Below are 21,361 nucleotides of genomic sequence, written 5' to 3' on the forward strand. Positions count from 1 at the left end.
TGCCATGGCCGGCTATACGCCTCCGATGAACGATGTGACATTCCTGCTGGGCGAAGTCTTCGACTTCGATGCTGCGATGGCGGCCCTACCGGAATATGAAGGCGTGGATACGTCCCTCGCCACAACCATTTTGGAAGAAGGCGGGAAATTCTGCGCCGAAGTGCTGGAACCCCTCAATCGTCCAGCGGACGAAGAGGGGTGCCGCCTGAAGGACGGGCTGGTCACGACGCCCAAAGGCATGGCGCAGGCCTATAAGGCATTTGTCGAGGCCGGTTGGGCGGGCCTGTCGGGCGATACCGACTATGGCGGGCAGGGGCTGCCGCGCGTGATCCAAATATTGCTCGACGAAATGCTTTCATCGGCCAATCTCTCCTTCGGCCTGTTTACGGGTCTGACCCGCGGCGCGGTCGAAGCCATCAGTCATCATGCGAGCGACGACCTGAAAGCTCGTTACCTGCCGAAGCTGATTTCCGGCGAGTGGACGGGAGCGATGGCGCTGACGGAGTCCTCGGCTGGCACCGACCTGGGACTGCTTTCCACCCGTGCGGAACCGGTCGGAGGCGGATCCTACGCGATCACGGGCACCAAGATATTCATCTCGTCGGGCGATCATGATTTTGGCGGCAATATCGTCCATCTCGTCCTCGCCCGCCTTCCCGGCGCACCCAAGGGGGTAAAGGGAATCAGCCTGTTCCTCTCGCCGAAATTCCTGGTCGAGGAGAACGGTGCGCTTGGGGCCCGCAACGGCATGTCGGTCGGGTCGCTCGAACACAAGATGGGCATCCACGCGCAGCCGACCTGCGTCATGAACTATGACGGGGCGATCGGATGGCTGGTCGGCGAACCGGGGCGCGGACTGAACGCCATGTTCACGATGATGAATGCCGAACGCCTGTTCGTCGGTATCCAGGGGCTTGGGGTCGGGGAAGCCGCCAACCAGAGGGCAGTCGCCTATGCCCGCGAACGATTGCAGGGCCGGTCGGCGGACGGCGCGCGCAGCCCTGTGCCGATCATCGAGCACGCCGACGTGCGCAAGATGTTGCTGACCGGACGCGCGCTCACCGATGCCGGGCGTGCGCTGGCCGTCTGGACGGCGTTGCAGATGGACATCGCTGCGCGCCACCCCGATCCCGATACGCGGCGCGTGGCCGATGGCTTCGTTTCCCTGCTGACACCTGTTGTGAAAGCCGCTTTCTCCGACTTTGGTTTCGAGATCGCCGTCATGTCGCAACAGGTGTTCGGCGGCCATGGCTACATCCGCGAGTGGGGCATGGAGCAATATGTCCGCGATGCCCGCATCACGCAGATTTATGAAGGCACCAATGGCGTGCAGGCGATGGACCTGGTCAGCCGCAAGCTGCCGATGGAGAATGGCGATCTTGCCCGGCGTTTCTTCGCGCTGATCGGTTCGGATCTGGGCGCGGCCGATGGTGCCGCAGATCTTGGCGAAACAGTCGACGCGGTCAGGCAATCGCTGGCCCGACTGGAAGGCCTGACCGACCATCTGCTGACGAACGGCGCCGATCTGGAGGAAGCTGGCGCGGCAGCCACCGACTATCTGCGCCACTTTGCGCTCGTGACCTATGGGTGGCTGTGGGTGCGAATGGCCGCCCGCGCGACGGCAGCGGACAGGACGTCGGCATCGATATCCCGCTACGTGGATCTAGCCCGTTTCTTCACGGCCCGTCTTCTGCCCCAGACACTTGCGCTCGACGCGGCGATCCGAGCCGGCGCCGCCCCTGTCGTTGCGTATGACGCCATTCTGCCTTGAGGAACGAAATGCCAAATGGACTTCGCCAAAAGGCAAGCCTGTCGGTCTGCGTCGCGGCAGCCTGTCCATAGGATTCAGGGTTGAGAATCTGGCCTGACGCCACTTTTGCCCGTGCCTGCCGAAGCAAGACCGGACGCATCACCGTGTCGATCCGGGCATGATACACCAGGAGGCCGATTGCGCGCAGCCCGGAAGTGTTCGCTGCAGATGTGAACGAGGATGTGCTCCACTACGATCCGAAGGGATAATTTACCATGCCTGTGACGTCACATCGGTCGTTGATTGGCAGTGCGGCGACCGTCCAGGCTAGGCCGTTGCCCCGAGCATAATACTCCTGCCGAGCGCTGCTCAACCCGTGGCCATCCCCTTTCCGGCATCAGAGGGCAGGGCGGCGGCGTGATCAGTGGTGGCCGCGTTCTCCCCGGCCGCCGCCGCAATGAGCACGGGCACGCGATCAATCGCGATGAGGAACGCGCCCGTTCACGAGAATGTGGAACCGTCGCTACAGGCGACCAATTTCACCGGACATCCAGCTCATCGTGCGATCCCGACGCGACGCCGAGCGGGTGCTCAACACCGCCAGTGCCTCCAACGTATTAAGTTGAAAAAGACAAGAGTGCCGCGCTGACAACTGCCGATTTCCAGCAGCTGCTCGCAGGTAACCCTGCGCGATGCTGTACGGTCAAATTTCACCGAGTTGGCCTTCGGCGGCGTCGGCCATCGATCAGCGACAAAAAGTATATTTATATTGACGTGATACATATCACGTAATAGTATCTATCAGCAACGGGGCCGTGAGGCCGGTTTCCGGTTGCGCTGATTGTCGAGCCGCTGGGCTCAGGAACGGAACCCGAAAGCCAAGCTATTCGAAATTTTGTGAATCGCGACGTCGAGGCAATCGGCGCAATCCGATCGGAGGGGAAAAGCATGCTCTACAAACACTTTTTGCACGTTTTGATGGTGTCCACGGCTTTGCTTCCGGCATCTGCCCTTGCGCAGTCTTCGGGAGCCGCGGCTGAAGGTTCCGCCCAGGAAGTCGGCGAGATCGGGGATATCGTAGTTACGGCTCAGAAGCGTAGTGAATCGGTCCAGAAGGTTCCACTGGCGGTCACGGCAATCGGCAGTGACGCGCTTCGCGAGGCCGGCATCACCAATGTTGATGCACTGTCTTCAAGCGTGCCGGCGTTGCAAATCGGCCAGAGTTACGGCTCGGCAAATATTTCGTTGCGCGGCATCAGCCTCAACGCCGTCAATTTCGGAGCTGAGAATCCCGTTGCTTTCCATGTGGATGGCGTCTTCCTCGCGCGTCCGACGGGGGTGCTCGGCAGCTTCTTTGATATGCAGCGGGTCGAGGTTCTGCGCGGCGCGCAGGGCACGCTTTACGGCCGAAACGCGACGGGTGGGTCCATCAATCTGATTACCGCGGACCCGACCCGGGAACTGTCGGGTTATGCGCAACTGACCTATGGTGAGTATAATCACATCGGCGGCGAAGGAGCGATCAGCGGTCCTCTGGGCAGCGAAGACCTGCTGTTCCGCTTGTCCTTTCGTACCGACGACCGCGACGGTTGGGGGAAGAACGAATTCACCGGCCGGGATATCGACGACAACAAGGAAAGAGCAATCCGCGGCAAGCTGCTCTTCAACGCGACCGACACACTTCGGATTAAGTTGCAGGCCGACTACGCCGAGTCAGACGATCATCAGACGCCGCACTATGGCGGAACCCCGTTGGGTACTGTGCCATGGGGCGTGTTGCTGCCCAGTGCCTTTTCGCCGGCCCCGATCCCGCTTGGCGGCACTCTGCCGACGCGGACGCGCGATATATCGAGCGAGGCGGAGCCATCGCGGCACAACAGTTTCTGGGGCGCTTCGATGACCGTGGACTGGGCTCTGGGCGCGGTCGATCTGAAGTCGATCACCGCCTATCGCGGCATCGATACGACGAATCAGGGCGATCTTGACCAGACCAGTGCCGTGCTTGCGGTGGCGGGGTTGTTCGAGAAATCCCGGCAGGTGAGCCAAGAATTCCAGCTCTCCCATCAGGGCGACAAGTCGAACTGGATCCTCGGCGCATTCTACTTTCATGAGAAGGACGATGGACAGGCGCCGGTCGCGTTCAGTGACATTCTGTTTCAGCCGCTAGGGATCGCGCCTATTCCGGCTCCAGGTACACTCAGGCAGGGATATTATGCTGGGTCACAGGTGAAGACGGATGCCTATGCGCTGTTTGGCCAGTACACGCGCGAGGTCGTCGATCGGCTGAGGGTCACCATAGGCGCGCGATACAGTATCGAGCGCAAATCGGCGATCAACCAGGGCGCATTCAACCTGGTCGATGCTTTCGATCAGCGCGTTTTCGAGACGCGGCCCGATTCATCGACGCTCACGATCCAGTGCGGCAAGGGGCTACCGACGATCGGGTTCGGCACCGTGCCCTGCACGCCGTCCAAAACGTTTCGCGCTTTCACGCCGAAGCTGGGCCTGGAGTTCCAGGCAACATCGTCCACGCTGCTCTATGCATCGGTGTCGAAGGGGTTCAAGAGCGGCGTCTACAATCTCGGCGCGGTCCAGCCGCCGGTCAATCCGGAGAATATCTGGGATTACGAGGCCGGCATCAAATCGACGCTTCTGGGCGGGCGCCTTCGTGCCAACCTCTCGGGCTTCTACTATGACTACAAGGACCTGCAGGTAAACCGGGTCGTCATTGCCAACGCGCTTCTGGAGAATGCTGCAGTGGCGAAGATCTATGGTCTCGAGGCTGAGATCGTCGCCAAGCCGACGGAGGCTTTCCAGATTGACCTGACGGCCGCCTATCTGAACGCCACTTTCTCCAGTTTCATCACGGCGGACAATGCCCGGCCGGCTGGCGACGGCGTCACGATCGACGAGTTCGGCAATCCGGCCTTCAACCTGAAGGGCAATCGTCTGGCACAATCCCCGAAGTTTTCTGGCAAGTTCGGGGCGACCTACACGATCCCGGTGTCGCCGGGCAACATCTCCGTGCGCGGAGAGGCGGTCTACACCAGCAAGATCTTCTGGACGCCCTACAATCTCGAGGCGACATCAACCGCCGCACGCACCCGGTTCAACGCTTCGATAAACTTCGAGAGTGTCGATCGACATTGGACCGCAAGCCTGAACGCCCGGAATATCGCCAACAAGGTACGGGTGACGAACGGCTTCGTTTCCACCTTGCTGACCGGCTTTGTAGTCAACGGATATGTCGAGGCGCCGCGTACGATCGACTTCACTGTCGGATATCATTTTTGATATAATTGTTGAGGCAAGTGCCATGAAGGTAACCTTGACGTTTGACAACGGGCCCAGTCCGGAAGGGACCACCGATCAAGTTCTCAAGCTTCTTGACGCGCGTGGGATCAAGGCGACCTTCTTCGTGACGGGTCAACAGATCAGACGTCCCGGCGGGCGCGTATTGGCAGAACGCGCCCATGCCGAAGGGCATTGGATCGGAAACCACACTTTCAGCCATACAGTCATTTTCGGCGATAACGGGACACCGGAGTCTCCGCGTGACGAGATCGGCGTGACGCAGGATCTGCTCGATGGACTGGTGCATAGAGACAAGTTTTTCCGGCCCTATGGCGGCGGCGGTATCATCGGCCCCAAGCTGCTCAGTCCACACGCCGTCGATTATCTGACCGCTGGTGGCTTCAGTATGGTTCTGTGGAATTCCGTTCCCCGCGACTGGGAGGGGGATGCAGCCTGGATTGACCGTTGCATAGACGATGTCCAGCGCAAGGACTGGTCGGTGGTCGTCGTGCACGACCTTCCAACCGGCGCGATGGACCACTTGCCGCGCCTGCTGGACAGGCTCGACGAAATCGGCGCCGAGCATGTCCAGGATTTCCCAGCATCATGCGTTCCCATCCGCCGCGGGGCCATACAGGCGGACATTTCTGGCATGGTCACCCTACCCTTGGTTCATCATGCCTGATTGCCGCATCACCGATTGTCTCGTCGAAACGGTCCCAATGGACTTTCCCCACCGACCGACAAGTCCCGGAAAGGATGACATATGGCCAAGCATCTCATGCTGGCGATGACCAACCCGCTGTCTGGCCGGGAAGCGGAGTATAATAGATGGTATGATGAGGTTGCTTATCCCATCTATAAATCTCTTCCGGGACTGGCGCCGCTAGGCCGTTTCAAGGCGGTCGATGTTCCGGCCATGTTTCCGTTCCAGATGGACAACAATTTCCAATATCTGTCGCTCTATACGTTTGAGACCGAAGACCCGGTGGCGTTTGTTGAGAAGGTCGGAATGACGCTTCACAGCAGGGGCGACTATTATTTTTCCGAAACGATTGATCAGAGCCGTTTTTGCGAACCTATCTATGTGTCGATCAACGAAATCAATTTCGAACCGATTGATCGCTATGAGCGGCTAAAGTCGCGGTTACCACATTCGACAGAATGCGGCGATCTGCACAACGGACAACAGTGAGCAAGAATTTAATCTATTTTTACGATGGAGTCTTGGTATGAGCAATCGCCTCAACCCGATTTTTAACAGTAACAGGATGAAGCTGGGCACTTTCGGAACGAATGGCGTCGGCCCGCTCACCACCGTGCCGGAAAATTACACGGCAGAATGGGCGAATTCGCTGCAACTCGCGCAGACGGCGGATCGCGCGGGGCTGGAAGCGATCATTCCCTATTCGCGATGGAAGGGCTATGTGACCGGACAGCCCGACGATCGAACGGGACGGGTCATGGATGCCTTCACTTGGGCAGCGGCAGTTGCGGCGTCCACAGACTATTCCGCCATCTTCTCGACGGCGCAGGCGCCTACCTTTCATCCGATCGTCGCGGCGAAGCAATGCGCAACCATCGACATAATTTCCAATGGCCGCTTCGGCCTGAACGTCGTTGGCGGATGGAATCGCCCCGAGCTCGAGATGTTCGGCGCGCCCATGAAGGAGCATGATGAACGCTACGCCTATCTTGCCGAATGGCTCGAAATCATGACCAGGCTGTGGCAGTCGGACACGGCGTTCGATCATCATGGGCAGTTCTTCGATATCGTCGGGGGCGCGGCCGCGCCCCGGCCGATCCAAACGCCGCGGCTGCCGATCATGAATGCCGGCGGCTCGCCGCGCGGAATGCAGTTCGCGGCGGAACATGCCGACATGTGTTTCGTCATCGTCCAGGGCGACGATCCTGCAAAGATCCGCGCCCAAGTGGACGAATATAAGCTGATGGCCAAGCGGGACTACAATCGCGACGTGCAAGTGTGGAGCAGCGCTTATGTGGTCCAGCGTGACACGGACGAGGAAGCCCAAGCCTACCTGCAACACTATAGTGTCGATCATGAGGATACGGCCGCCGTCGACGCTTGGTTGAAGCTCCTGTCGGTAGAATCCAAATTGATGGCGCCGGACGCATTACGGGCGGCAAGGCAGCGTTTTGCGGCGGGCGCCGGCGGCTTCCCGCTGGTGGGGACACCGGACCGCATCGTTTCGCGGCTTCAGCTACTCTCGGACAGCGGCATCGACGGGGTCGTGCTTACCTGGGTCGATTTCGTCGACGGGTTGGCCCGCTTCATACGCGACTGCCTCCCCTTGATGGAAGAGGCCGGCCTGCGCGAAAAGTTCAGTGGAGCAAGAATGCGCGCAGCGTAAGCCGCAGCACGACCCCCTGGCAAACCAAACAGGTCGACCATTAGTCATACTACGGGCTTTTGAGAGTGTCTTTCGGCGTGCAACAGCATCATCAGGAGGTTTGGTAGTCGGTCGGGCCACCTGAAGCGAGAGTACCGTCAAGCTTCAGATAATTTGTCATCGATATTGTCTAAGGAGACTCTCGAAACAATGTCAGCTGTCCGTTGCAGATGCTGGGCCATCAAGGCGCAGGCGAGATCAGCATTGCGCTCGAGCACAGCTTCCATGATGGCGCGATGCTCGTTGACTACGTCACGGTCCACCTTAGTGGAAATGGCCATGAGGCGCCGATACCGATCAGCTTGGTCGAAAAGCATCGCACGAATGCGAAGCAGCCAGTTGCTGCGACAGGCTGAAACCAAAGCGGAATGAAACGTCTCATTCGCAGAACTCCAAGCCTGAACGTCCGTGGCTCCACTGATCGCGAACGCGTCGGGTAGGCGCGATAGCCTGTGGAACGCTCCGACGATGTCCGTTTCCCATTCAAGCTCGCCGAGTTTAATCGCTTCGCGAAGACACAGGTCTTCGATCGCGATGCGCGTTTTGGTGAGGTCTTCGAGATCTTCTACCGAGACGGGAGAGACTCTGAAGCCCTTCTGAGCCGAGGATTCCAGAAAGCCTTCTGCCGCCAGACGGGACATCGCTTCGCGTACCGCCCCGAGGCTGGCTCCCATCTCGTCACATAGCATTTTGATGTTCAAGCGCGTCCCAGGCCGATGGCGGCAGGACAGAATGTCGTCCCTGATCCGGAAATAGGTCTGCTCGGTAAGACTCTTCATGGGCATTGCGGTCATGCGACTCTCTCAAATGTAACGTTGATACGATCCTAAGTTAGGACTCACGCTCGCTCAGAGCCAGCGTCAAATATGAATCGCAGCGTTAAAACCGAATTCCGGCAAGATAAATATATTTTAATTGACGTAATAGATTGTCGTGACTTAATATTTATCTGCAAGGCAAGGCGCGGCTTCTCGTGCGACGGCGTCCCGAGAGCGCATCGCAGGTGCAATCCCGCTCAGAACTGGAGTAGGCATGAAACTCGTTTCCTTCATACAGGACGGTAGAACTGGGCTAGCGGCCGAGTTCGATGGTGGCAGGCTGGTGGGCCTTGATGAGAGCGATGCTGCATACCCTGGCAACCTGCACTTGCTACTTTCGAGGGGAAATGGATCGCTGCAGGCGGCCGAAAAGGCACTTGCAGGAGGACGCGAGATTGACCGAGCCGCTATCGAATTCGCTCCGCCGATTGCGCAGCCGGGAAAGATCATCTGCATTGGGTTGAACTACAAGGATCATGCCGACGAAAGCGGCATGGAGGCGCCGACCCATCCGACCGTTTTCGCCCGCTTCGCTTCGGGTCTCGTCGGCAGCGACCAGCCCATGGTGTTGCCGAATGACTCTGCGGCGTTCGATTACGAAGGTGAATTCGTCGCCGTGATCGGCAAGCGAGGGCGTCGGATTCCTCGTGAACGGGCCCTCGATCATGTTGCCGGTTATTCGCTGTTCAACGATGGCTCGATCCGCGACGTCCAGTTTCAGACATCGCAATGGACCGTCGGCAAGAATTATGACGGGACCGGCGCTTTTGGCCCCTATTTCGTGACGGCCGATGCATTGCCGAAGGGCTGTGAGGGGCTTCGGTTGGTGACGCGCCTCAACGGGCAGGTTTTGCAGGACGCCTCGACGAGCGACATGATCTTCGATGTCGCGACCCTCATTTCGCAGTTGAGCAATGCCTTCACGCTGGAGCCGGGCGATCTCATCGTCACCGGCACACCCTCCGGCGTGGGCGGCGCGCGCAACCCGCCGCTGTACATGAAGGAAGGCGATGTCTGCGAGATCGAGATGGAAGGGCTTGGCATCCTTCGCAATTCGATCGTCGCGGAAAAGGTCGGATGACGATGCGCTCGTTCGGCCAGGTCGCTGCAACATCCTGCTTGCTGTGCGTGCGCCTTTCATGATCGCGCGTGCTGCGCTCCGAACCTGAACATCAAGGACGATCCATGCGTGCCCAGATCCCGATCATCGATGCCCATCACCATATTTGGCGTATGACTGATTGCCCCATGATTTCGGGACCGATGGTCCCCCGATTGTTCGGCGACTATACCGCGATAAAGCGCGATTACCTGATGGAGGAGTTCCTGGAAGACGTGCGTCCCTCGGGCGTCGTCAACTCGATCTACGTCAAGGGCGCGTGGCCATTCGAACAGGCGGTCGAGGAAGCGGAGTGGGTGCAGGCGGAGTTCGACCGCACGGGCTGGCCTCTGGGGATAGTCACCTATGCGGATTTTACCGGTCCCGACGTGGCCGCCACACTCTCTCGGCTGGCGACGATCCCTAATGTGAAGGGGATTCGCCAACAGTTGAACTGGCACAAGAATCCGTTGCTGACCTATACGAAGCGACCGGACGTGATGGCGGACCCGCAGTTCGTTCAGGGCTTTTCATACATACAGGATCATGACCTGCTTTTCGAGTTGCAGGTGTTCAGTAGCCAGATGCAGGACAGTATCGATTTCGTGGCAAGGTTTCCGAACGTGCGCTTCGTGCTGTTGCATGGTGGAATGCTCGAAGATCTCAGTCGGGAGGGCAGGGCCGAATGGAAGCGCATGCTCCACGGCCTGGCGGCATTTCCCAACGTATCGGTGAAGCTGTCTGGCCTGGGTACCTTCGTCCATCGGGTGGACCCGACTCTGGTCGACAATATCATAACCGAATGCCTGGCCGCGTTCGGCGTGGAGCGCTGCATCTATGGCAGCAATTTCCCGATCGAAAAGATCTGGAGCGACTATGACACACTGATCACCACCTATCGCGCCTCGCTCGACCATCTGGACGAGAGCGAGCAGAGGGCGATCCTGCACGACAACGCCGTGCGAACCTACAAATTATAAGGGGGAGGCCCCGCGTTTCGGCGGCATCGCCGCCGAGGCTCGATCGAACTGTTTCGTCGCCTTTCCTGGCGAGTGCCGCAGCCTTGCATTGCCGGACCAACCATAATCCTCGCGCATAGGCGACGGTCAGGCGGTCGATCGACACAAACATTCGAGCCCTTGGCGCTGTGATCGAGGGAATATGAGGAGGGGACATCATGAAATTATCACTAGGATTGGGTGTGACCTTAGGCGCCTGCGCGGCCATGCTCCTTTATGCGCAGGTCTGCGCCGCTGCGACCGAACAAGCGACGGAGACCACACGTGCGGAAATCCACGAAGAAGACATCATCGTTACCGCACAGAAACGGTCGGAAAATGTTCGGGACGTTCCGCTCGCGATCTCTGCCTTTGGCAGCGAAACGCTCGCGAAAAGCAATGTAGTCCAGCTCTATGATCTCCAGCGCCTGGCACCCAGCCTGCGCGTCGACCTGGGTGCGCGTGCCGACAAGCTGCGCATCGTCATACGCGGTGTAGGGTCATCGGGCGGAACGGCAATCGAACCCAGCGTCGCGACCTTCCTCGATGGTGTCTACATCCCTCGTGAAGGGGCTACCACCGCGGCCTATCTCGATATCGAAGCGGTTGAGGTGCTGCGCGGTCCGCAGGGGACGCTGTTCGGTAGAAACGCATCGGTCGGCGCCATCAACCTTCGATCCGCAGAGCCGGGCAACAGCATGGACGGCCGGTTGAGTGCGGAATTCGGGACAGGCGAGCGCTACAAGCTCGACGGCTTCGTTAACCTTCCCCTGAACGAAAAACTTTCGGTGCGGTTCGCGGCCATCGGGGAAGTTTTCAACGGTCTTTACGACAACAAGGCCGATGGGCGTCGCGTGGGCGGCATCGACACGTTGTCGGTCCGCGCGAGCGCAAAACTCGCCCTCACGGACTCGCTCACCAATGTCTTGCGGATCGCTTACTCGAGCAGGCAGGGCAACGATATCAATAATATGTATGCGCTGCTGCCCGACAGTTTTCCGGCCGGCGGCCTGGCGACCTACCTCGCTCGTTTCGCTGCGATCGGCAGTCGCGACGTCGATTTGAACCCCTTCGACCGCAAGGTGAACGAGTTTATCGACGACCGGCTCGACGACACGCGCTTCAGCGTTACCAACAAGCTGTCCTGGGAAAGCGAATCGGGTTTCACCGTCAATCTGATCGGCGCCTATCAGGATTGGCGTAACCGGCAGGAGGGCAATTATATCCTGTCAACACAAACCCAGTCGCTGATCCAGTTTGGACAGGCCGACAGCGAATCCCATTCACAGGAACTCCAGCTCATTTCGCCCGAGAATATGCTTGGGGGACGGCTGAGCTTCGTCGGGGGGAATTTATTATTCGCACGAAAAACTGCGGATCGGCGAGGCATTCCAGTTCAAGTCGGATCTCTGCAATCTCATCCTGCCCGCGAATGCCCTTTACGCATCGTGTTTGGCCGGCACGGGCGGCCTCGCGACGAATGCCCAGTTCCATCAGAAGACGGACAGTATCGCCGCCTACGGCCAGGCGACGGTCCATGTCGTTCCAACGGTCGATCTGACGCTTGGCGCGCGCTGGTCACAGGACAAGAAGACGGCTCTTCTCGACCAGCAGGCGGTGATCGCGGCTGGTGGGCTTCTGGTCGCCAGCGAGACCGTCCCGCTCAAGCTGAAGGAAGATCGTCCGACCTATCGGGCCAATCTGAGCTGGAAGCCTTCGGACCGGGCGTTGCTGTTCGTCAGCTACACGACCGGCTTCAAATCCGGCGGTTTCAATTCGGCGACATCCAACGTTCGCTTGGGACAGACCCGAAAGCTCAATCCCGAAACGGTAAAGAGTTACGAATTCGGTGTGAAGACGAGCTGGTTCGATCGCCTGCTGCAACTGGATGTCGTGGCATATCGGATGGATATTTCGAATTTCCAGGATCGCAGCTTCAACGGCCTCGCGTTCGCGCTCCAGAACGCAGGAGACATCCGGAACAAAGGCGTGGAGATCGACGCGGTCCTGCGCCCGATCAGGGGGCTTCGTTTCAACGCCAATGTCGCCTATCTCGACTCGGTCTTCACCAGCTACCCCGGAGGTTCGAACCTTCCGGGCCGCCCCGGTACGCAGGATCTTTCCGGGAAGCGGCCTACCTTCACACCGAAATGGAGCGGTTCCATCGGTGCCGAATACGAAGGTGGCCTGGGGGCGACCGGATGGACCTGGCTGGCGCGAACCGACCTGTCCTTCACCGCCCGCGCCAACATCGGCGGTGTCAATAATGCCGATCCCAACACCGTGTGGCCATCCTATGCGCTGCTCGGTGGACGTATAACCGTTTCCAGTTCCGACACGAAATGGTCTGTCTCGATCTTCGGACAGAATCTCACCGACAAGGGCTATTGCACCTCGGTCGCGTACCAACCGTTCGGCGCGCTGCTAGGTGCCATCGCCGGCGGGCAGTCGGCCCTGCGCTGCAATGTCGTAGGTCCGCCGCGAACCTTCGGCTTGGCCGTCTCCCATCACTTCTAGTCCCATGCTTCCGGCGGCTGGCGCGTCTTCGCCATCCGCGGTCGGGTACATGCGAAAGTTCAGATGCACGAAACCGCTGCGATACCATCATCCCCGCGCCACGACGCATTATCGGGGCGTTCGGAGTTGCGGCGGCATTGGAAGGCCCTTCTTGGTGCCTGCCTTGGCATGGGTGTCGGGGCGGCCGCTTATCCGATCTACATTATCCCGGTGATTGGACTGCGGCTCGAGGACTCGTTCGGCTGGACGCACACCCAGACCGCTTCGCTCTCTTCGCTTGCCCTTCTTGGCGGTGCGGACGGCGCCCCCTTCGCTGGACGGTTCGTCGACACATCGTCGGTGCGCATTCCAGCCCTGACCTCAACGGTCGCCGTCTGCCTGCTTCTGTTCATGGCCGGTTTCGCGGGCGAGCACATCCTGTCCTGGCAGATTGGCGCGTTCCTGTTGATGTGCCTTGGATCGGCGTCGCTCTCCGGCGCCTATTCCAAACTGATCTGCTCGCTGTTCTTAGAGATGCGCGGCCTGGCTCTGGGCATCGTCCTGGGCAACGCCAGCCTTCTGAGCCTCTCGAGCCTCAGCCTGATGGACGCGCTGTTCGATAGGCTTTCGATCAGAAGCGCGTTCATCGCTGCGGGCATGATCTATGTTTTGCTGTTTCTTCCTCTTCTCGCGTTTCTCCTCCCCCCTGCGCAGAGAGGCGCCAGCTATGAAGATGACCTGGTCACAGAAGCGGCAGTGTCGGTCGATTGGCGCGCGCTTGTCCTGATCAGCGCTGCTGCGTTGCTGATCACGATGGCGACCACTGGTAGCGCGGCGCAACTCCCTCAGATAGCAAGACAACAAGGCGAGGTTTCCCCGGTCGCGCTCGGTTCGATACTGGCGTTCGGAGTGCTTCTTGTGCGCCCGGCCACAGGGTTCCTCGTGGATCGGCTCCCCGCATGGGCGGTGACGTCTGCCGTATTCGGCGCTGCCGCGGTGGGCCTCATTTTGCTAATGCTGCAGATCCCTGGCGTGGCGGTCGCGGGCACGCTACTGATTGCGGGCGCGCTGGGAGGCGAACTCGACCTCATCGCCTATCTGGTGGCGCGTTACGTCCCGGCTAGGCGGTTCGGAACGGTTTTCGGAAGGATATATGCTGGAATGCTATTGGCGGGCGCGGCCGGACCGATTTTGCTGGCGACCGTCCGCGATCGGACTGGCGACTATGGGGCCGCCTTCGGGCTTGCAGCCGGAGCGGCGGCATTGGCAGCCCTGTTGATCACAATGCTCGCCGCGATGCCGGCCCGCCGCTCGGCGTTATGAGTAAGGTCATCTTCCATTGACGCAAAATACTATGGCGCCATCGACCAGCTTGGTATGTCTGCATGATTGAAATGCAGCCGCCACCGGACGACCGGGGAGGTTCAACCAGATCGGCAGCGACACCCCGATGTTGACGATAACGCAGCCCTCGCCTTTCGACATCTTCCAGTGGCTGCCGATCGATGTGCGCGCGGCGTTTGAGAGCGAAGCGCGCGTTCAGCATGTTCGCAAGGGAGATCACATCTACATCGAGGGTGATCCCGGAGATGCGATGTATCGTCTGGTGTCGGGAAACGTACGGTTGTCCGTCGTGGATGCTGACGGCCGTGAGTTATTGTATCTTCTTTTTGAACCGGGAGATTGTTTCGGTATCAGCAGTTGTATCGACGACGAACCGCGGCCGCACACAGCTCGGGCGAACAGCGACGTCGAGTTGCAGGTTCTCGGCAAAGCGGCAGTCGATCGCTTGCGCACGCTCCATCGGCCGTTCGATGACGCCATCATGAGGCTTCTTGCGCGGCATATGCGTATGCTTAGCCAATTCTTCGCCGAGACATCGTTGAAATCCCTGCGCGAGCGGGTGGCGAGCCGCCTACTCTCCACCGCTCGATCCTTCGGCGTGAAGACACCTGAGGGTATAGCGCTCTCGATCGAACTGCCTCAATCGGAGCTGGCATTCATGGTGGGCGGTTCGCGCCAATCCATCAACAAGACACTCCAGCGGTTTCGGGACGAGGGAGCGATCGAGATCAATCACGGCAAGGTCATCATCACGAATATCGAGCGACTCCGGGGCGCTGCGGGCAACCAGTGAGCGTTCGGTTCCTGCTTTACGGGCAAGAGAGTCAATGGGAGCCACATGTCGCCAAACCCTCTTCACGTCATGAGCTAATCTCTGCGATCGGCGTTGATGGGGACGATAGGGGCGGCGACAACATGACGAGCTCGCAGCAAACCTTCCCGTTGAGGCAAGCATCGCCGGCTGGTTCCTGAAAATTTGGCGCTGCATGACCGATGCTTCGAATAGATGTAACGCCGAGGCCACCAAGCCCAAGCGCTTCATAACAGGTCAAACACTCCGCATGGATCATTTTGGAGGAGGCCATCGGGACGCCCGGCTCTCCAGCAAGCGCGATGCCTGGTGACAGCGCAAGGGCCAATAGAAGCCACACTGTTACCCAATCAGGTTCTGAAAATATCGCGGGATATACCGGACGCCTCGAACAGATAATCGCGGCTGGCTTCCAGTTCGCTCCTGAGTTTAGCAACATCTACGCCGACGACTTCCCCCCGCCATTTGCGGATCGCACCGGCGACCATCACGGTGTCGACGTTGGAGCGTTCCATCAGCGTGACGATGGCCCCGGTCACATGGTTGAGCGGGGCGACGTTAATCGCCGATGCGTCGAGCAACAGGATGTCGGCGTCCTTGCCGGGCGTCAGGCTGCCGATCTTGCGATCAAGTTTCAGGCCTTTCGCGCCCTCGATCGTCGCGAAGCGTATCGCGTCGCGTGAGGTCACCATATCCGGCAGGTCGCTGTCGCCACTGAGTGCCCGTTCGTTGACGAAGGCACGCTGGAGCGTCATCGCGCTGCGCATCTGCGTGAACGGGTCGGCCGTCATCGTGCATTCGACATCGCTCGAGAGCGACGGCTGCATGCCCAGATCGAGCGCCTTCTGGATCGGCGGCATGCCGTGCCGCATCGTCATCTCGATCGGGACCGACAGCGAGATATGGGCACCCGCATCAGCCGCCGCCTTCCAGGCGAGATCGGACATGCCGGTCATATGGATGAAGATATTGTCCGCACCGAACTGGCCGGAACGGGCGAGCTCATCGAAGGCGGCTTGCACGCCGAAGGTACCAACCACATGCAGGGCGATCGGAATGGCCAGTTCCCGACCGATCTTCCAGGCTTCCGCATGGCCGGGCATATAGATTTCGCCGCCCATGGCCATGGTCAGGAGCTGGTCGTCAGATGAGAAATGTTCCGATTTCAACCGCCGTGCATCGAGCGGGTATTGCGCGCGGTCGCCCCAACCCTCGAAATAACCGAAAACCGCACGACGACCGGCTTCACGCAGCGCCTGTATGGCGGCATCCGAATGTTCGGGAGAATGATGGATCTGGGACACGTCCATGACAGTCGTCACCCCGGCGTCGATCTGCGACAGCGAGCCGAAGAGCTCGCTAATGTAGACGTCCTGCGGACGATAGACCATCGAGAACTTCTGGAGGATGTCCTCATGATAGTTGATCGCGCTATGCGGAAGCCCGTCGTTGATCAGGATGCCGTCCGCCAGGAAGCCGCGCAGCGCTGTCTCGAATTGATGGTGATGGGTATCGACGAAACCCGGCAGCACGATCATGCCCCGCGCATCGAGGATCGCGGCGTCCCCCGCGTCGATATTTGGACCAACGGCCTCGATACGCCGGCCGGACACGAGGACGTCGGCGCAGGCGAAATCGCCGACGTGTGGATCCATCGACAAGACGCTGCCCCCACGGATGAGAAGCCGCCGACCAGCCTCGCCGGATGCGCTCGGCATCTGTGACGGTGTCGACCTCCGGGCATTGTCTAGAATAGGCGAGCCGCCGCCAGCCTCGCCCCCAGGATGATATTGGCCGGGCGTTGCGGCCGTCGGCAGCGCGCCGGCATTATCCTGGCTACGGTGCTTGCACATACGGCTTCTCCCCAAGATTTCGATATTATCCTTGGTTTCCGCCGATGGATTGTCCGCGATCGACGCTGATCTCCTGTCCGGTGATTTCTGATGCGCCGTCAGACGCCAGGAACATATAGGCGCCAGCCAGATGCTTGGGATCTATCAGGCCGGGGCGGATCACCATCTGCGCCATCAGCGCCGCCTGATCGTCGGCCGTCAGCCCGTTCATGTTCATTTCGGTCGCCATTGAACCAGGACATACCGCGTTGACCGTGATGCCCTTCTCCCCGAGATCGCAGGCCAGAGACCGCACCATGCCCAGGACCGCGTGCTTGGACGAGATATAGGCCAGGAAGTTGCCCTTCATCGCCAGGCGCGCCCAGATCGACGCCGTGAAGATGACCTTCCCGCCGGGCTTCATGCGGGCGATGGCTTCCTGCGCGCACCAATAAAGGCCGAACACGTTCACCTCGAAATGGCGAACGAAATTCTCGGCATTCTTGTCGCTGCGATCGTCCGGAGGGGTCGGGATGCCGATGCCGGCGTTGTTCACCAGGACGTCGATATCGCCAATGTCCGCAAAGGCGGCGATCACCTCCTCCCGGCGAGAAATATCGAATTTCAGGGCGGTGACTTTCGCGCCGGTCTCCTTCTGGATAGCGTCCCGCGCCTCAAAGACGTCGTCGAGATGCGAGGTAATTGTCAGATCTACGCCTTGCCGCGCAAATTCTGTCGCAACGGCCAGTCCGATCCCGCTGCTTGCGCCCACGAAAACGATCTTCTTGCGCGACAATCCGTAATTAGCCTTGGTCATTGGTAAATCCTCTCATGATTCATTGTGCAGACATCGCGTTGTCACCCGGCCCTCACGAGCGGTCGCGGCGTATCGCTGGCAATCGGGGTTTCTCGAAAGGCGGCGTCGAGTTCGACCAGCTTGGTCCGATAAGCGGCAACCGCCTGTTCCTTCACAGGACCGTAGCCGCGTATCTCATCCGCCGCGGCCAGCAGCGCTACGGCCCGGTCGTAATTGGCCGGCATGAGGGCTGCGAGTGTCGCCGACAGCAGCTGCGTATAATCCGCGATCAACCCGCGCTCCATACGGCGTTCGGCGGTATAACCGAAGGGATCGAAAGCGGTGCCGCGCAAACCACGCAGCCGGGCCAGCACGCGGAGCGGGCTGAGTATCCAGGATCCGAACTCGCGCTTGCGCGGCCTGCCGTTCACCAGGCCGCCTCCCAGGATCGGCGGGGCGAGGTTGAAGGCGATGCGGGCCCTGTCGTCGAACGCCTTGGCGATATCCGCGCGCAGGCGATTGTCGGTCAGCATTCGGGCGACCTCATATTCGTCCTTATAGGCCAGCAGCTTGGCGTAGGTCCGCGCTACGGTTCGCGACAATGTATCGCGACCTGACGCGATGCCCGCGTCGACAGCCCGAACCTGCGCCATGACGTCGCGATAGCGCTGCGCCAGTGCCGCATTCTGATAAGCGGTCAGATGCGCGGCGCGATGTTCGATGATCTCATCGACGGTATCTGCGTGTGGAGCCTGATGCGGCGTGGCGCCCCGCGCCATGTCCAGCACAGCCTGCGGATCGGCGGCATAAAGCCGTCCCAGCCGGAAAGCGCGGATATTGAATGGCACCGCCACGCCATTCAGCGCCACCGCCTGCTCGATCGCCTCGACCCCGACGGGCAGCTTGCCGCCCTGCGCCGCCACGCCCAGCAGGAACAGATTGGCGCCGATCGTGTCCCCCATGATGGCCAGCGCGATCGCGGAGGCGTTCGCCCCGGTGAAGTTGTCCGTGTCCACCGCGCGGCGCAATTGCGCGGTCAGCAACGTGGTATCGGGATCGAAGTCGCGGTTGAACTGGAACGCCAGCGTCGGGGACACATCGCCATTGACGACGGCGCTGGTGCGCACCCGACTGAGCGTCATCGCGGCCTCCGCGCCCAGCGCAGCGACCAGATCGAACGCCAGCAACAGGTCCGCTTCACCCCGGCCCAGCCGCTGGGCATGGACCGCGCCGTGACTGGCGGCGATCCGCACATGGCTGTAGACCGCGCCGTTCTTCTGGCTGAGGCCGGTCATGTCGAACAGCGACATCGACAGGCCCTCGATATGCGCGGCCATGCCCAGCAGCGCGCCGACGGTGACGACGCCGGTGCCGCCGATGCCCGTGATCATGACATTATAGCCCGCGTCCCCGATCATGGCGCGCGGCGCATCCGCAAGGTCGGCAAACAGTGCCTCGTCGATCGTCAACGCCTTGGGCTTGCGCGGTTCGGCGTCGTACACCGTCACGAAGGAGGGGCAAAAGCCGTTGAGGCAGCTATAATCCTTGTTGCAGCTCGACTGGTCGATCGCGCGTTTGCGGCCAAACTCGGTTTCCATCGGGACCAGGCTGACGCAGGTGGATTGCACTGAACAATCCCCGCACCCTTCGCAGACCGATGGCGCGATGAACAGCCGCTTGGGCGGATTGGGAAAGGCGCCGGTCTTGCGGCGGCGACGCTTCTCCGCCGCGCAGGTCTGTTCGTAGATCAGGACCGTACAGCCGCTGACCTCCCGCAGCCGCTTCTGCACATCGTCCAGCGTGTCGCGATGCCCGATCTCTACACCCGCAGGCAGTTCGCGATTGCCCTCGTGCCGCGATGGATCATCGCTCAGCAGGATGATGGTCTTCACGCCCTCATCCTGCACCTGCCGTGCGATTTCGGCGACGGAGATGGGACCGTCAACCGGCTGCCCGCCGGTCATCGCCACCGCATCATTGTAGAGGATCTTGTAGGTGATGTTGACGCCGGACGCGACGGCCGCGCGGATCGCCAGCAGACCCGAATGATAATAGGTGCCATCACCCATATTCTGGAAAATATGCGGCGTGTCGGTGAACGGCGCCAGACCGATCCAGTTGCCGCCTTCCCCGCCCATTTGCGTGGGCAGCAACGCCACGTCGGGGCGGACGAAATTGACCATCGTGTGGCAACCGATGCCGGTCATGCTGACGCTGCCGTCCGGCACGCGGGTCGACCGGTTATGCGGGCAGCCGGAGCAGAAATAGGGGCTGCGACGTAGCGGTGCCGCGACCGCCTGGCCGGCACCCGCCAGACGGGATCGCGTCGCCCGCACAGCATCATTCGACAGGCCGAGCCGGTCGAGTCGATCGGCGATGGCAATCGCCAGCCCGGACGGGTCAAGCTGCACGATCGACGACAACAAGGGGGCGCCGTCCTCATCGGCCTTGCCGATGATCCGCGGATGACCGGGGATATTGACCAGCGTGGCCGCGATCTGCTGTTCGAGGAAGCTGCGCTTCTCTTCGATCACCAACAGCGTATCCTGTCCCTGAGCCAACTCGATCAGGCCGACAGGTTCAAGCGGCCAGATGCACCCAACCTTGTAAAGCGAAAGGCCCAGGGCAGCGGCGGCACCCTCGTCCAGACCCAGCAAAGCGAGCGCGGCGCGGACATCGCCATAGGATTTGCCTGCCGCGACGATACCCAGCGCTCGCTTCGGCGCGTCAATCACTACCCGGTCAATGCCGTTGGCCCGCACGAAGGCATGGACCAGGGGAAGACGATGCTCGACGACAATCTGCTCCTCGCGCAGCGGATTATAGGTCGCCTGCTCGATATTGATCCCGATCGGCAGGTCAGCGGGCCGTTCGGGCACCACTATCTCGAACCCATCAAGGTCGAGGTCGATGGTGGCGGTCTGCTCGGCCACCTCGTTGACGCATTTGATGCCAACCCACGACCCGCTGAAGCGGGACAGCGCGATGCCGAGTAGCCCGAAGCGCAATATCTCCTCTACATTGGCGGGATAGAGCGACGGGATGAGGCTTGCCGCCACTGCTTGTTCGCTCTGGTGCGCGACGGTGGAGGATTTGCCCCCATGATCGTCACCATAGAAGACGAGCACGCCACCGTTGCGATGCGCGCCGACATAATTGCCGTGCTTGAACGCGTCACCGGACCGGTCGACCCCCGGACCCTTGCCGTACCAAGCTGCGAACACACCATCATAGCGTGGGTTTGGCACAGCATCGAGCTGCTGCGTGCCGCGGACGGCGGTGGCGGCGATGTCTTCGTTGACCCCAGGCTGGAACCGGATATTCGCAGCTGCCAATCGATCGCCGATTGACCATAAGGTGGTATCGACATTGCCCAGCGGCGATCCACGATATCCAGTGATGTAGCCTGCGGTATTGAGTCCGCGGCGTTGATCCAAATCCTTCTGCGCGAGCATCACGCGTGCAATCGCCTGCGTGCCGTTCATTACGACACGCCCCCGGCTCAAGGCCCATTTGTCGTCCAGAGACACCGTCCGTAACGCCACAATCGCTGATCCAGGCACACCATTCTCCCAATGGAATGGCACTTTAGCGGGGGATCGTCCCGTCCGCTGTCAATCTGGCGACACCCACCCACAAAAGATCTGCGGTGTCGCGAAAGCGACAGCGAAAGCACATCGCGCCCGCTAGGTTGCTGACAGGGGGGACGGAC

General features: G+C 60.4%; 14 protein-coding genes and 1 pseudogene. 11 read left to right on the plus strand and 4 right to left on the minus strand.

Annotated features, from left to right (window positions below; translation table 11 throughout):
* Positions 1–4: 4 nt before the first annotated feature.
* From KRR38_RS00895 to KRR38_RS00915, 5 genes are all read left to right on the plus strand, one after another.
* A complete protein-coding gene (locus tag KRR38_RS00895) occupies positions 5–1,771 on the plus strand; it encodes an acyl-CoA dehydrogenase (protein ID WP_217397697.1) in 1,767 nt (588 codons plus the stop codon).
* 927 nt (positions 1,772–2,698) lie between these two features.
* The gene (locus KRR38_RS00900; RefSeq protein WP_217397699.1) at positions 2,699–5,044 is read left to right on the plus strand and encodes a TonB-dependent receptor; all 2,346 of its coding nucleotides are present in this window, start codon (positions 2,699–2,701) and stop codon (positions 5,042–5,044) included.
* A gap of 22 nt (positions 5,045–5,066) precedes the next feature.
* Positions 5,067–5,729, plus strand: a complete 663-nt coding sequence (locus KRR38_RS00905) for a polysaccharide deacetylase family protein (protein ID WP_217397701.1) — start codon at positions 5,067–5,069, stop codon at positions 5,727–5,729.
* An 81-nt stretch (positions 5,730–5,810) separates the two neighbouring features.
* Positions 5,811–6,239 (plus strand): hypothetical protein, encoded by a 429-nt coding sequence (locus KRR38_RS00910; protein WP_217397703.1) that lies wholly within the window; start codon positions 5,811–5,813, stop codon positions 6,237–6,239.
* Between the two features lie 37 nt (positions 6,240–6,276).
* Entirely contained in the window at positions 6,277–7,416 is a 1,140-nt protein-coding gene (locus tag KRR38_RS00915) for an LLM class flavin-dependent oxidoreductase (protein ID WP_217397705.1), read from the plus strand.
* Between the two features lie 137 nt (positions 7,417–7,553).
* Here the strand turns inward: KRR38_RS00915 and KRR38_RS00920 are convergent, their stop codons facing one another.
* Positions 7,554–8,249 (minus strand): GntR family transcriptional regulator, encoded by a 696-nt coding sequence (locus KRR38_RS00920; protein WP_217397707.1) that lies wholly within the window; start codon positions 8,247–8,249, stop codon positions 7,554–7,556.
* A gap of 238 nt (positions 8,250–8,487) precedes the next feature.
* On the opposite strand from KRR38_RS00920, the gene KRR38_RS00925 reads away from it, so the two are divergent.
* The 6 genes and pseudogenes from KRR38_RS00925 (at position 8,488) to KRR38_RS00950 (ending at position 15,003) form a co-directional block, all read left to right on the plus strand.
* Positions 8,488–9,354, plus strand: coding sequence for a fumarylacetoacetate hydrolase family protein (locus tag KRR38_RS00925; protein ID WP_217397709.1), 867 nt, complete (start codon positions 8,488–8,490; stop codon positions 9,352–9,354).
* 104 nt (positions 9,355–9,458) lie between these two features.
* On the plus strand, positions 9,459–10,352 hold the full coding sequence (locus tag KRR38_RS00930) for an amidohydrolase (RefSeq protein WP_217397711.1): 894 nt from the start codon (positions 9,459–9,461) through the stop codon (positions 10,350–10,352).
* Between the two features lie 245 nt (positions 10,353–10,597).
* A pseudogene (locus KRR38_RS37640) lies at positions 10,598–11,020 on the plus strand (TonB-dependent receptor plug domain-containing protein); the annotation flags it as partial.
* 802 nt (positions 11,021–11,822) lie between these two features.
* On the plus strand, positions 11,823–12,887 hold the full coding sequence (locus KRR38_RS00940) for a TonB-dependent receptor (protein WP_217397713.1): 1,065 nt from the start codon (positions 11,823–11,825) through the stop codon (positions 12,885–12,887).
* A gap of 63 nt (positions 12,888–12,950) precedes the next feature.
* Entirely contained in the window at positions 12,951–14,189 is a 1,239-nt protein-coding gene (locus tag KRR38_RS00945; RefSeq protein ID WP_217397715.1) for a nitrate/nitrite transporter, read from the plus strand.
* Between the two features lie 127 nt (positions 14,190–14,316).
* A complete protein-coding gene (locus tag KRR38_RS00950) occupies positions 14,317–15,003 on the plus strand; it encodes a Crp/Fnr family transcriptional regulator (RefSeq protein ID WP_217397717.1) in 687 nt (228 codons plus the stop codon).
* A gap of 368 nt (positions 15,004–15,371) precedes the next feature.
* Here the strand turns inward: KRR38_RS00950 and KRR38_RS00955 are convergent, their stop codons facing one another.
* The 3 genes from KRR38_RS00955 to KRR38_RS00965 form a co-directional block, all read right to left on the minus strand.
* Positions 15,372–16,739: an amidohydrolase family protein gene (locus tag KRR38_RS00955; protein WP_217397719.1), complete on the minus strand. Its 1,368-nt coding sequence runs from the start codon at positions 16,737–16,739 to the stop codon at positions 15,372–15,374.
* 160 nt (positions 16,740–16,899) lie between these two features.
* Positions 16,900–17,670, minus strand: a complete 771-nt coding sequence (locus KRR38_RS00960; protein WP_217397721.1) for an SDR family NAD(P)-dependent oxidoreductase — start codon at positions 17,668–17,670, stop codon at positions 16,900–16,902.
* Positions 17,671–17,711: 41 nt separating this feature from the next.
* Positions 17,712–21,236, minus strand: a complete 3,525-nt coding sequence (locus KRR38_RS00965) for an indolepyruvate ferredoxin oxidoreductase family protein (protein WP_309140946.1) — start codon at positions 21,234–21,236, stop codon at positions 17,712–17,714.
* Positions 21,237–21,361 lie beyond the last annotated feature (125 nt).

Origin of the sequence: Novosphingobium sp. G106 (assembly GCF_019075875.1) — a bacterium.
GTDB lineage: Bacteria > Pseudomonadota > Alphaproteobacteria > Sphingomonadales > Sphingomonadaceae > Novosphingobium.